9 protein-coding genes are annotated in these 13,341 nt (G+C 60.3%); 3 read left to right on the top strand and 6 right to left on the bottom strand.

The window, feature by feature from the left end; all coding sequences use genetic code 11:
• Positions 1 to 25: 25 nt before the first annotated feature.
• Positions 26 to 2,341: an OmpA family protein gene (locus tag BG455_RS07060; RefSeq protein ID WP_071469285.1), complete on the bottom strand. Its 2,316-nt coding sequence runs from the start codon at positions 2,339 to 2,341 to the stop codon at positions 26 to 28.
• A 160-nt stretch (positions 2,342 to 2,501) separates the two neighbouring features.
• Positions 2,502 to 3,854 carry an NADP-specific glutamate dehydrogenase gene (gene gdhA, locus BG455_RS07055; RefSeq protein WP_071469284.1) on the bottom strand — a complete coding sequence of 451 codons (1,353 nt, stop codon included), beginning with the start codon at positions 3,852 to 3,854 and terminating at the stop codon, positions 2,502 to 2,504.
• A 251-nt stretch (positions 3,855 to 4,105) separates the two neighbouring features.
• On the opposite strand from gdhA, the gene BG455_RS07050 reads away from it, so the two are divergent.
• Both BG455_RS07050 and BG455_RS07045 read left to right on the top strand, forming a co-directional pair.
• The gene (locus tag BG455_RS07050; protein WP_084386182.1) at positions 4,106 to 4,753 is read left to right on the top strand and encodes a response regulator transcription factor; all 648 of its coding nucleotides are present in this window, start codon (positions 4,106 to 4,108) and stop codon (positions 4,751 to 4,753) included.
• Positions 4,754 to 4,817: 64 nt separating this feature from the next.
• The gene (locus BG455_RS07045) at positions 4,818 to 6,104 is read left to right on the top strand and encodes an FIST signal transduction protein (protein WP_084386181.1); all 1,287 of its coding nucleotides are present in this window, start codon (positions 4,818 to 4,820) and stop codon (positions 6,102 to 6,104) included.
• A 329-nt stretch (positions 6,105 to 6,433) separates the two neighbouring features.
• Here the strand turns inward: BG455_RS07045 and BG455_RS07035 are convergent, their stop codons facing one another.
• Both BG455_RS07035 and BG455_RS07030 read right to left on the bottom strand, forming a co-directional pair.
• Complete coding sequence (locus BG455_RS07035) at positions 6,434 to 6,628, bottom strand: hypothetical protein (RefSeq protein WP_071469282.1); 195 nt, start codon at positions 6,626 to 6,628, stop codon at positions 6,434 to 6,436.
• Between the two features lie 134 nt (positions 6,629 to 6,762).
• Complete coding sequence (locus BG455_RS07030) at positions 6,763 to 7,506, bottom strand: Crp/Fnr family transcriptional regulator (RefSeq protein ID WP_071469322.1); 744 nt, start codon at positions 7,504 to 7,506, stop codon at positions 6,763 to 6,765.
• Between the two features lie 356 nt (positions 7,507 to 7,862).
• Here BG455_RS07030 and BG455_RS07025 point away from each other — a divergent pair, with 356 nt between their 5' ends.
• On the top strand, positions 7,863 to 10,859 hold the full coding sequence (locus tag BG455_RS07025; protein WP_071469281.1) for a calcium-binding protein: 2,997 nt from the start codon (positions 7,863 to 7,865) through the stop codon (positions 10,857 to 10,859).
• Between the two features lie 167 nt (positions 10,860 to 11,026).
• On the opposite strand, the gene BG455_RS07020 is transcribed toward BG455_RS07025, so the two are convergent.
• Positions 11,027 to 11,902: a 2-oxo acid dehydrogenase subunit E2 gene (locus BG455_RS07020; RefSeq protein WP_071469280.1), complete on the bottom strand. Its 876-nt coding sequence runs from the start codon at positions 11,900 to 11,902 to the stop codon at positions 11,027 to 11,029.
• A 10-nt stretch (positions 11,903 to 11,912) separates the two neighbouring features.
• On the bottom strand, positions 11,913 to 13,337 hold the full coding sequence (locus tag BG455_RS07015; RefSeq protein WP_071469279.1) for an NAD-dependent succinate-semialdehyde dehydrogenase: 1,425 nt from the start codon (positions 13,335 to 13,337) through the stop codon (positions 11,913 to 11,915).
• Positions 13,338 to 13,341 lie beyond the last annotated feature (4 nt).

Here is a 13,341-nt window from a genome sequence, read left to right as displayed (position 1 = left end):
CCTAACGCCCGTTAACCGAGCTGACTTAAAGTCCCATCAAGGGCGAGATGCGCCGGATCGCCACGCGCCGGTTGCGTTCTTCGGCGGCTGCGGTCGGAATGCGCAGGTAGCGTTCGCCATAGCCCTGAATGATCAGGTTTTCTGGCGGAATCTCAAAGAACTCGGTCAGGGCCAGCGCCACCGACTCCGCGCGCCTGTCCGATAGCGCAAGATTGTAAGAGGCAGGGCCGGTCGCGTCGGTATGCCCCTCGATCAGGAACAATTCGCGCGGGTTATCCGCAATCAGGCGTTCCATCAGCCGCCCGACCTGAGACAGTTTGCGGGCCTCTTCTGGGCGGACATTGGCGCGGTTGATCTCGAAGGTAATCGGATCGGGGCTAAGCACCGGCACCACTTCGCGCACTTCGCGCACTTCGCGGACCTGACGCAAGGTAAAGGCACGGTCCAGCGCGCGGGCATCGGCTTCGGCCTCTTGCAGCAGGGCAAGTGCCAGATCGGGGTCGGTGCGCTGCGTGATGCGCAGCTCGCGCCGGCGCGGTGGGGGCAGGACTGACACATCAATGGCCTGCACCTCGCGCATGTCATTCACCAGCTCAATCGAGGTGCCGTCAGCCAGAACCCGTTCACGCCACAGCACACGGCCTGTCGCATCGCGGATGGTCACAATCTCGGACCCGTCATTGCGGGCCCAGCGCGTCAGGGTAGAGCCGTCGGCATAGCGTTCAATCCGCCGCTGAGAGCCGTCCTGACTAAGGATCACATCATCATCGCGCCAGACTGCATATTCACCGTCATCGCGCTGAACCACCACACGTTCGTCAGAGCGCGCCACCACGCGGTTGCGGTTCACGACCATACCCACGGCCAGCGCCCCCAAAGCAACAAGGCCCGCGCGTTCCAGATCGCGGCGGTCACTGCTGCGCGCCTGCCCGGCCGCGACATCCAGCGCGAAGCGCGAGTCAAAATCATCGCGGCTGGTGCGGATTTCGGCAGCGGTGATCTCTTCTTCGGTGACTTCTTCGGCCTGCACACCCTCAGCCTCGGCGGCCGCGTCATCGCTGCGTTCGGCCTGCAATGCAGAAAGTGCTGATGTCAGCAGGCTTCCAGCCTCGCCCTCTGCCTCGCCCGCGCGGTCCTGCTCGGCCATCTGGCCCAGAAGCGTGATGGCTTCGGCGGTTTCAGGGTCGGCCATCAACTGGTCGATCAGGCTTTGCTCATCGGCGGCTATTTCGCGCGGGGCATCAGCAGGGGCGATGAATTCTTCTTCCGGCACCTCTTCAATAACCAGTTCGGGTTCATCTTCGGCCATTGCCTCGGCTTCGGCGCGCATCTGCGCGCGTTCTTCCTCGAAATCGATCTCGGCTTGTGCACGCGCGGCTGCGGCATCTCCTTCGGTCATTTCAGATGGGGTTTCGGTCATCTCCGCATCATCAAGGGCCGGTTCTGTGGCGGATTGTTCTGCCTCCAACGCGTCGCGCAGGCGCTGTTCGGCATCGTCCTGTGCCACATCTTCGGATGTTGCGTCCATCTCGGCCTCAGCCTCGATTTCCGCGCTGACCGCTGCATCTGCGTCAGCGCCCTCATCGGTGGCGCGTTGCTCTGCCTCCAGCGCGTCGCGCAAGCGCTGCTCGGCATCGCCTTCGGCTTCTACCGCAAGATCAGCTTCTGCCCCGGCTTCTGCTGCATCCGAAGACGCCGCGTCTTCTGCGGCACGCCGCTGTGCTTCCAGCGCCTCGCGCACCAGCCGTTCATTCTCGGCATCGACATCAGAGGCTTCATCTTGCGGTTCAGGATCGGTCACATCTTCCGCAGGGGGCGCGCCCTCTTCTGTATCGGGTTGCGCGTCAATTTCGCTAACGGGTGTTTCAAGATCCGCGTCGATATCTTCGGCCTCGCCCTCGACCAATGGTGGCGCGGAATGCGTCATCAGGTTCTCGTCGCCGCGCAACAATGTGCGCTCGGCATCGGCGCGCGCCGACTCGGCCAAGTCCCCCAATTCGGCATCAGCCTCGGAAAAATCCATTTGCGCGATGATCTCGCTGGTCTGGACCAGCATCATCTCTGCTTGTTCGAGTTGCTGGGAGTCGTCGAAAACCGCGTTTGCATCCTCGAATAACAACTGACAGCGGTCATATTCCAGATCTGCCGCGCATTCGGTGATGACAGTGCGGACCTGCTGGCACTCCGCCTCGCGCGCCCCGATGACGCAATCCTGCACCATGGGCACAAATATCTCGGCCGCCTCTGGGTCGGCACCAGTGGATTGGGCGGCCGCGCTAAGGGGTACCATGGCAAGGCATAGCCCCAGCGCCGTTGTCGCGTGAAAATTTCTGCGGGACATTTTGATCTCCTGTTATTTGGCGCGCGGGGATAGGGATAAGCCGCCGTGCTTGCTCAGATAACGTATGAGCGGGCGTATTAGTTCCGTGCGGCAAATAAACCCGCACAAGCAAAGTTGCTGCAGATGACACGCAGCACAGGACAAATGCTGCCCCTGCCCGTTACATCACGCCGCCATCGACAACGGCGCGCGCCAGTTTTCGATACCCCGCAACATTGGCCGCGCGCCGGTAGTCAATGCCGCCGCCTGCGGTGCAGCAACTGGCGCGCTCGGCTTTCAGGCGGGCGTGAATGGCACACATGATCTCGCGCAGCTGGGTTTCGACACGCGCAGGCGTCCAGCGGGCAAAACTGGCGTTTTGCTGCATCTCCAGCCCCGACACGGCGACCCCGCCCGCATTTGCCGCCTTACCCGGTGCCTGAATGACGCCTGCGCGGGTCAGATGCGCTTCGGCGTCTGACGTCAGCGGCATATTCGCCCCTTCGGACAAGACGCGGCAGCCGCTATCGGCCAGCGCTTTGGCATCCTCCAGGTCCAGCTCGTTCTGTGTGGCACAAGGCAGGGCAATATCGGGCGACAGGCCCCACGGTTTTGCCCCTTCCCTGAATTCCACGCCAAGGTCTTTGGGGGGTGCCATCGCCGCCTCCCCTTTGGCGGCAAGGGTCCAGTCCAGCGCTTCAGCGCTGAAACCATCGGGCGCATACCATGTGCCTGCGCGCCCTGACAGGCTGATCACACGCGCCCCCATCGCGCGTGCTTTGCGCGCCGCATGCGCAGAGACATTGCCCCTACCCGACAAAGCCACGCGCTTGTCTTGCAGCTCTGCCCCCTGTTCTGCCAGCATGGCCGCCGTGAAAAAAATCACGCCATAGCCCGTGGCCTCGGCGCGAATGTCGCTGCCGCCCAGGGCCAGCGGCTTGCCGGTCAAGGCACCGCCCCAACGCTGCGCATGCTGCACCCATGCCCGTGAAAGTAGCCCGACCTCGCGCGCGCCCACCCCGATATCGCCCGCGGGAACGTCACGGTCAGGCCCGATATGAGGGGCAAGTTCGGCCATGAACGCCTGCGCGAACCGCTCGATCTCGGGGACAGAGCGGCCATGGGGGTCGAAATCTGCACCGCCCTTGGCAGCCCCAAGCGGCAGGCCCGTCAGCGCATTTTTGAACGCCTGCTCGAATGCCAGAAATTTCAGCACCGAGCGGGTGACACCGGGTGCCCAACGCAACCCGCCCTTGTAGGGGCCAAGCAGGTTGGAATGCTGCACCCTCCAGCCGCGATTTATCTGTACTGCTCCGCTGTCATCGCGCCATGTAATCCGGAAGCTGATGATGCGGTCCGCTTCACACAAACGTTCCAGCGCACGGGCATCGGTGAATGCGCTGCTGGCCTTCTCGATAGGCAGCACATCGCGCGCAACCTCTTCTACTGCCTGTAGAAACTCGCCCTCGCCGGTGTGGCGCGGGGTGATCTGGTCCATGAAATTTCCCAGAAGTGTCGCGGTACGATCTTTCATGACAATCCTTTCAAACTGTGGTTTCAAAAGACAGTAGCGCCCCCAAAGACAAAGCAAACCTTGGCGCTGGCGAGAGAGGTGACGCGCGGCATGCGCAGGATGAAACCGCTGCAGGGCGGTCGCGGCGGCAAATTCACCCTCTTATCTCTTAAGAGATAAATTGTGATACTTCGCATGAAAGCCGATAAATGCTGTTAACTTGGCGCTGAATAGTCTTATTGTGGAGTCTAAATCGAAAACGGTGAGTGCAGATGACACTTCATACAACTTCGGCCATAGAGCCTGTCAGTTCTTTGCAAATTCTGGTTGTCGATGATCATTCACTTGTGTGTGAGACCCTCTCGGCGGCGCTGGAAGCACAAGATGATTTGGAAGCGCAGTCCGTCAATTGTATTGATGATGCGCTGTCCCGAATTGCAGAGACTGGGCGCTTTGACGTGGTGCTGCTGGATTATGAAGTGCCCGGCATGGATGGCCTGAACGGGCTGCGCCGCTTGGTCGAAGTGAACCAAGGGGCCGTGGCCCTGTTTTCCGGCGTCGCCAGCAGAACAGTTGTCGAGCGTGCCATTGATGCGGGTGCCGGCGGCTTCATTCCCAAGACCCTGCCTTTCAGAACGCTGAAACACGCCGTGCGCCTGATCGCAGAGGGCGAATTATATCTTCCCGGCGAATTTCTGCGCCGCGCATCAGATGATGAAGGCAGCGACCTTGGCCTGAAGCCGCGCGAATTGCGGGTTCTGGGCCTGTTGTGCGAAGGCATGCAGAATAAGGAAATTGGCCGCGAAATCGGTATCGAGGAAACGATTGTCAAGATGGATGTAAAATCGATCTGCCGCAAGATGGGTGCGCGCAACCGCACTCAAGTCGTTATTGAAGCTATGAAACGTGGTCTGTTCTAACGGCTGACCGCCGGCCCGCCCGGCTTGCGCAGATCATGGTTTCTGCATTTTTTAAGGCTACGTCATGTACAAAACGGCTGACGGGGAAATATGTAACACCGCCCTGCGGCCCCGCGCCCCCATATTTCGTGCCGCCACCGCGCACAGCGTGCTGCCAGACACATCTGCCGCGCTGCAAGACCTGGTGACGCAACTCGGGCTTGAGGGGGCAGGCCCGCCGGATTTTGTGACCCTGCATTACGGCGGCGGGCGGCCCGCGCGAGAGGTTTGCACGCAGGCTGCCGAAGCTTTCAGCGCAGCCGCGCTGCATGGCGGGTCATCCTGTCTGGGAGTGATGACCGAACAAGGTGCCGCGATTGCGCAAGGCGACGCGATCGGTGCTTTTGCCATATGGGATGCGCAGGGCGCTTATGGCACCGGCACATGCCCCCTTGGCGAAGACCCGCGCGCCGCAGCCGCACAGGCAACGCGGGCCGCGTTGCAGGATGCGGGGCGCATGGGCGAAGCGCCCGATCTTGTCTGGCTGACTGCCGCGCCCGGACATGAAGAACAAGTGCTCCTCGGGATCAAGGACGTGATTGGCTCCCCTGCCCTGATCGTGGGGGGCAGTTCGGCGGATAACGATGTCAGTGGCGGCTGGTCACAGATCACAGTCCAGGGTGCGCATACAAACTCTGTCGTAGTATCTGTGCTGTTTCCATCGGTGCAGATAGGCTGTTCCTTTGAAAGCGGCTATGCACCGACCGCAAAGCGCGGCGTGATTACACAAGCCTCTGGGCGGACAGTGCACAGTATCGACACACGCCCTGCCGCTCAGCTTTATGCAGACTGGACGCAAGGCAATGTTTCAGTGCCCGATACAGGCAGCGCTTCTGTTCTGGCGCAGGCAACCATGTTCCCCTTGGGCCGTCGGTTGACCGAAATTAACGAAGTGACATTTCACATGCTGGCACATCCTGCTGTTGCCCATGCTGATGGCAGGCTGGATTTCTTCGCCGATCTGACAGAGGGGCAAACTGTCTGGCTGATGGCGGGGTCCGAAGACAGCCTAGTTGAGCGCGCAGGCAGGATCGCGGCAAGCAGCCGTGACCAAGTGCAGGGCGCTATTTCCGGCGCATTGATGATATATTGCGGCGGATGCATGCTGTCGGTGACAGATCGCATGGATGAGGTGGCAGGAAATGTCGCACAGGCGCTGGCGGGCGCCCCGTTTCTGGGGGTATTCAGCTTTGGCGAGCAGGGCGAAACCCTGTGTGGCGATTCCGAGCATGGCAATCTGATGATTTCCTGCATCACCTTCGGTGCCGAAAACGCATATACGCCCGCGCCGCAGACCGGATTGCCCCTGTGAGCGCCTCCGAGGAAATCTGCTGCGCCAAGAAGGCATTTCCGCAGGCCATGCGCGCACATTTCTGAATGCGATGGATGTGCTTCATTCCAGCGACGTGCCCGAACAAGGCATCGCGCAGGTGCTTGATATCCTGCGCAGCGCGACGGGCCTGCGGCCCTCGATTGCGCCCGGACAGCTGAAATGGCCCGCACAGCAGACCCATGAAAGCTGTTACCTACGCGCAAGCCGGGAAACAAAAGCGCACCATCTGCCAATTGGTGGGCATGGACTGGGAAACAATACACCCCGCGCACCCGCGCCACATCAGGGGGCACTCTTGCAGTAGCTTATCAGCGGCGGGCAAAACGCGGCGTTTTCAAGCGCAACACATCATCCCACACTTTGCTCTTTTGGATCGCTTTCAACTGGCTGCGGTAATCTTGCAACTCGGTCAAATCGCAATCAGGCGGCGGCGACCGCTCGATCCATTCCGTCGCTTCCAACTGACGTTCCAGCAAGATTTCAGCGAAGTTGGCATGCGCCATAGACACCCTCATTGTGGGTTGTTCCCAAGTCTTTTGATGAACATACGGTCAGTCATACGTATAGGATCAACATATCAGGTCATTTACCGCCCAAAGCTTCTCATGTCAGGGCTGTTTCCAGACGGCTGAGTTGATTAACGCGCATGGAAGGGGTCCGTTCCCGCTTCTTGCCGCAAACGTGCTGGGTCTGGAATCGATACGGCATGGCGTTCCAGATCCTGAATAATGCCATCACGTTTGAGCGCCGAAAACTGACGCGAGACTGTCTCGAGTGTCAGCGCCAGAAAATCGCCAATGCGTTCGCGTGTCAGCGGCAGCCGCAACAGCGGGGTGGTTTGCGTCTCATCCAGCCGCATCTGGCGGTCAAGCAGATAGACAAGCAGGCTGCACAGCTTCTCTCTTGCGGTTTTGCGCCCCAGCATCAGCATCCATGCGCGCGCGGCATCCAGTTCATCCAGTGTCATTTCCAGCATGCGCGCATGCAGTTGCGGCGCTTTGTCTAGCAGATTGTCGAAAACAGCCGGTTTAAAGCCGCATAATTCGATATCTGTGATCGCTTCAATATCGAACGAGGAAATTGCGCGGCCGGGCCTGCCCAGAAAGTCGCCCGGCATCAGCACGCCATAGGTCTGGCGGCGACCATCTTCGCGCGTGCCCCCGATCGAGGCGATGCCTGTCATGATCGAGCCGACATAATCCAGCCGGTCACCGGCGAATGTGATCATGCTGCCCGCACAATAGCGCCGATACAGCTTGGCATCTTCCAGCCATGAAAGCTCTTCTTCGCCGGAATTGGCGCATATGCCGATAGATTTGATCTGGCACAGGGCACAGCGGGGCAAATCTCCGGCAAGCAGGGTTTGGATTGTGTCGCGCATGGTAATCTCGAATTGATACTTGAAGTTAAGAAAATATACATCCGTATGCAATCTTTTTTGACGCGGGTTAGCCCCGCAGGGCAGCAATTGTTTGCGCCAAAGTATCAGGTCGCTGCGGCGTGACCATCGCGCCTGCCTGCACCCAGCCCCCCACGCTTTGCCTGCGCGTTGAAATTTTCTCTTTCGTGTGATAAAATCCATATCGGAGCAATTTAATTTCCTTTGCAGGCAGCGATTTTCTTTCGCAGGCAAGACCATGATTTGCCGGTCTTAAACATCACAGTCTGCAACATGCTTCGGGTGTTCACGCATCGTCCAGCGGGCCTTGGCCGATCGGGTTTGCAAAGGGGGCTGCGATGTCCGGACAAGTAATTTTTTTAACGGATTCACCCTATGTCGGCAATGTTGTCGGCGATGGCATGTTTGAAGCCAATGCCCTGTTTACTTTCAACTATCTTGACCCCGGAAGCCCGTTTGACCGCATGTTGCAAGATGTCGGCTGGAGCGGTCTTCGCTTTCCGGGCGGCACCGTCACAGAAGAGACATTCGCCCCCGGCTCTGAAATTGTGGACAGGTTTTTCGACGTGACACGCCCAAGCGGTGTGTCGGATAGCGGTGCCGACAGGCTGCTGACGGTTCCCGCAATGTTCCAATATGCGCGCGAAAATGATATATCGGTAAAATTCACAATCCCGACCGAAAACTACTTGTCCGACAATCTGGGCGCGGACGAAATGCGCGACCCAAGCCCCTTTGGCCTGTATGCCCTGCTGGACCGCGTCGATAACATCATTCGCGGGGCCTATGGCGATGTGGATATCGCACTGTTCCAGATTGGCAATGAATTCTGGTATCGGGACCGCATGTCACCCGAGGAATATGGCGCGCTGGTCAACGAACTGGCGACAGGCATGAATACCCTGTTCGACATTTTTGAAGCCGAGCAAGGCGGGCCAGAGGCATGGACACGCCCCCTGATCAATATGCAGGCCACAACAAGACGCATTCCAGACGGGAATGAACGCATCGCCGAGCAGATGTCATTTGCCGCGCGGCACTCTATCGACTCTGTCTCGACGCATTACTACCCCCCGACCTATGCCTTGGCGACCCAGCGAGAGGGCACTTTTGACCGGCTGGATGACTGGAAAAGCTTTGAGGGGGTATCCGACGATCTGACCTATTTTATTTCTGAATGGAATATTCAGAACAGCGGCGGCGATGTGGGGCTTGTGCAGGCGTCCGGCATGCTGGAAGCGATGCGCGTCATGATAGAGCGCGGCGTCGATAACGCGGCAGTCTGGGGCACACAGTATCTCAGCCTTGGAACACGGCTTGCGGCGTTGCGCATCCGGGACGACGAACCCGGCGGCTATGAATACTGGCTGACCCCCGCCGGCGAGACGTATCGCATGATGTCACACAGCATTCGCGGCTTGCGCCTGCTGGATCTGGACACGGATGAAGCACTGCGCAACGCGGTCGGCACAGACCCGGCCGAGCGCGCGCCCGAAGATGCCGAACAACTGGTCATGCATGCCTATAAGGGCCGCGATAAAGCCGTGATCTTTGTATCATCGCGCAGTGACATTGATATAGACTTCACGCTGGACCCATCGGGGCTGATCCCCGACTACCACCATGTCTGGGCGGAACAGCTCGGCGTTCTGGACAACCCCGCAACCCCCGACCGCGATGAGGGCGACCCTGAATCGCGCGATGCGCGCCCCTATATCCAGATCCTCAATGAAAGCGACATGGCAGGGGCCGGGGGATTGTCAGTCTCTCTGGCGCCATATGAAATTGTGAAATTCGAGTTCACCACCGGCGATGTCGGGGTCAGGATTTCAGGGCATGACCAGGTGGTAGACCCTGCGGCAGATTATGACGACATCATCATGGGCAGCGCATTTGATGATCTGCTGGTCGGCAATGCGGGGTCTGACCAGTTATTTGGCTTCGATGGCAATGACACGCTTATCGGCGGCGCTGGCAATGATCTGCTTGACGGCGGGCGGGGCGACGACCTGCTGATCGGTGGGTCAGGTGACAATACGTTGCTGGGGGGCGAAGGGAATGACACGCTGGTTTCAGGTGACGGCACCGACCTGATGGAAGGGGGAAGTGGTGCAAACCACTTTGTCATAGACCCTGCCGGAAGTGCCACTATTGCAGATTTCGACATCGCGCGCGGCGACGGGCTAAGTTTTCGCAATACATATACCACCCCCGAAGAGGTGCTGGACCGCGCGGTGGCAGACGGGGACGATATTGTCATCACCCATGACACGGGCGAGAAAACGTCGATTCTGGGCTTGGGCAGCCGCTTGGATGATCTGGAAACCGTGTTGGTGGATTTCTCCGACACCTCACCTGTCGCCGATCTGGTAGCGCAGTTGAACACCCCGCCGCCCAGCGGGGATATCCCGCCTGACCCCGAACCCGATGACACCCCTGCCCCGCCGCCTGCCTTCTCGAAAGACGCCTTTGAGGCGCTGCTGACTGCGACATCTGCGCAAGACGTGGAAGTTTTGTTGTCGGGTCTCTCACCAGACGCGGAAACCTCGCTTCTGGATCAGTTGAACCCCAATGCGCTGACCATGTCGGTAGATACAGGTGTGTTCAAGGGCCTGCTGGCAAACCTTAGCCCCGAAGGGGCCGCGCGCCTGTTGCGAGACACCGACCAAGCGGCGCTGGACATGCGGTTTCAGCGGATCACCGCAGAAGAATATGCAAACGGCTTTGATAATTTGCGCGAACCCGACAATCTGATGCTCGCACGTCCGCGCCCGCCTGTGGCCGAAGTGGACCGGATTGATTACTTCCTTGTCATGTCAGAGCGTGAACGCGAAGAGTTTGAAGACATATGGGATGACGCCCATCCTGATCTGGAACCACGCTCGATCCAGCAAATCCTTGAAATCGACGATGCGGCAATAGAGGCCAGACGCCTGGACTTGCTCAACAGCGACACAAAGCCTGACTTTGCCCTGTTCCTAAAGCCGGGCCAGTTTTCAAAGCAATATCTGCAACATCAGGACGCAGGGTCGGATGATAGGGACGAGGAAGACCAAGACACCCGCCCAGCCGGAACCGGCGGGGGCTGTTTCGTGGCAACCTGCGCCTATGGCACGCCCGACCACCCCGATGTGGTGTTTCTGCGCCTGTACCGCGATCTGGAACTGTCGCAGCATAGAAGGGGGCGCTTGTTTATCCGCGCCTATTATGCTGTGGGGCCATGGCTGGCAGACATGATCCGCCCCTATCCAAGCCTGCGCAAAATCGCGCGCGCAGCTTTGGGCCGACAGGTTAGCGCCATGCAACGCAGGCGCAATGGTCGGGGTGCAAGGTAGCGCAGGTTTTGCAGGCAACAGGCCAGCCGCACAGCCCAGAGCGGGCTTGCCGGACCGTGCGCATATGGCACCCTGCCAATCCGCACCGTCTGGGCGAAATCACTTGCCCCAACTGCCCCCACGACTGGCTGCAAACCTGCCAGACGCGGCACTTCGCGGGGGTTACATTACACCATCATGCGGCGCGGGTCCGCCAGAAGCTGCGTCAGATGGCTCATGAACCGCGCCGCATCTGCACCGTTCAGGGCGCGGTGGTCGTAGGACAGATCCAGCGGGGCCATAGGCACAGGGCGCGGGCTGTCGCCGTCCCAGACGGTGACAATCTCGGTTCGGGTAATGCCAAGAATGGCCAGTTCGGGCGGGTTGACGATGGGGGTAAATGCTGTGCCGCCAATACCGCCCAGATTGCTGATGGTCATGGACGCGCCGCCCATCTCGTCGGGTTTGATCTTGCGCGCGCCCGCACGGGCCGCCAGATCGGCCAGATCGGCTGCAATCTCCCACAGCCCCTTGGTGTCCGCATCGCGGATGACAGGCACCATCAGGCCGTGGGGCGTATCCACGGCGATGCCGATATGGACATACTCCTTCAGGATCAGGGTTTTGCCATCCGCTGAGAGCGACGCATTGAAGCGCGGGAAGGCGCGCAAGCAGCGCGCCAGCGCTGCAATCTGGAACACCAGCGTTGTCAGCTTTCGCCCGCGCGCCTGTGCCTCTGGTTTCAGGCGCTGGCGCAGCGCGTCAACCGCGCGAAGATCGGCGCGGTCGTGATGGGTGACTTGCGGGATCAGCGCATTGGCCGCCCCCAGATTGGCGGCGGCCACTTGGGCAAAGCGGCTCATCGGCTCATGGGTCACTGGCCCGTAAGCGGCATGGTCCACATCCCAATAGCTGGTGTCGCCCGTCGGGGCTGCGGGGGCGGAGGTGCCAAGGTCTTCCGGTCCCATGGTCTTGCGCCCCAATTCGCGGGCACGCGCGTCCAGATCAACCCCCTGTTCAAGGGCCTTGCGCCGCGTGCTGGGGCTGGCGATGATGTCTGACATGTCTGCCCCCTTACCAACTGGCCGAGATATATTGCGTTTCCATAAACTCTAACATCCCCTCATGCCCGCCTTCGCGCCCCAGTCCCGATTGCTTGGTGCCGCCAAAAGGCGCGGCAGGGTCGCTGACAAGCCCGCGGTTCAGACCCACCATGCCGTAATCCAGCCGCTCGCAGACCTGCAGCGCGCGCTTGAAATCGCCCGAGAAGACATAGGCCACCAGCCCGTATTCGGTGTTGTTGGCGCGGGTGATGACGTCATCCTGATCGCTGAATGTCTGAAGTGCCGCCACAGGGCCGAAGATTTCGTCCTGCACACAATCGGCACTCTCGGGCACGTTTGACAGCACTGTGGGCGGGTAGAAATAGCCGCGCCCCTCCGGCAGCACACCGCCGCATTCCAGCTTTGCCCCCTTGGCCAGCGCATCGGCCACGAATTCCGCCACCTTGTCGCGCGTGGCAGCATTGACCAGCGGGCCGACATCTACGCTCGGGTCGGTGCCATCGCCAACTTTCAAGGCCTGCATGGCCGCCGTCAGGCGACGGGTGAATTCGGGCGCGATCGCCTCATGCACATAGATGCGGTTCGCCGCCGTGCAGGCCTCGCCCAGATTGCGCATCTTGGCCAGCATCGTGCCCTCAATCGCCACGTCCAGATCGGCATCGTCAAACACGATCACGGGCGCATTGCCGCCCAGTTCCATCGCCGGTTTCAAGACCTGATCGGCGGCGGATTTCAACAGTGTGCGCCCCACGCCGGTGGAGCCGGTGAAACTGACCACCCGCACGCGGGGGTCATGCAGCATGTGATCGACCAGCGCGCCGGTGCGGCGTGAGGGCAGCACATTGACCAGCCCCGCAGGCACACCCGCCTCTTCCAGCAGCGGCATAAGCGCGAGCATGGTCAGCGGCGTTTCCGAGGCGGGCTTTATTATCACCCCGCAGCCTGCCGCCAGCGCGGGCGCGATCTTGCGCGTGCCCATGGCGGCGGGGTAGTTCCACGGTGTGATCAGCACAGCCAGCCCCGCAGGCTTGTGCTGCACGATGATCCGCGCGCCCGATGCAGGGGCCTGCGTGATCATCCCGTCCGCGCGCACGGCCTCTTCGGCGAACCAGCGGAAGAATTCGGCAGCATAAGTGGCTTCACCGCGTGCATCTGCGCCCGCCTTGCCGTTTTCCAGCGTAATCAGATGCGCGAAATGGTCCAGACGTGCAGTCATCAATTCCCATGCTTTGCGCAACACTTCCGAGCGCGCGCGCGGCGTGCGCGCGGACCAGTCTGCCATCGCGGCCTCGGCGGCATCCAGCGCGGCATCAGCGTCGGCAATACCGGCAGAAGCGACAGAGGCCAGCACCTCCTCGGTTGCGGGGTTGATCACGTCAAACCGCTCGGGCGTTTTGTGCCATGCGCCGTTGATATAGAGATCGGTATAATCCATGGAT

The sequence above is a fragment of the Roseinatronobacter thiooxidans genome (assembly GCF_001870675.1).
Lineage (GTDB): Bacteria > Pseudomonadota > Alphaproteobacteria > Rhodobacterales > Rhodobacteraceae > Roseinatronobacter > Roseinatronobacter thiooxidans.
This window is presented reverse-complemented; position numbering and strand designations above follow the sequence as displayed.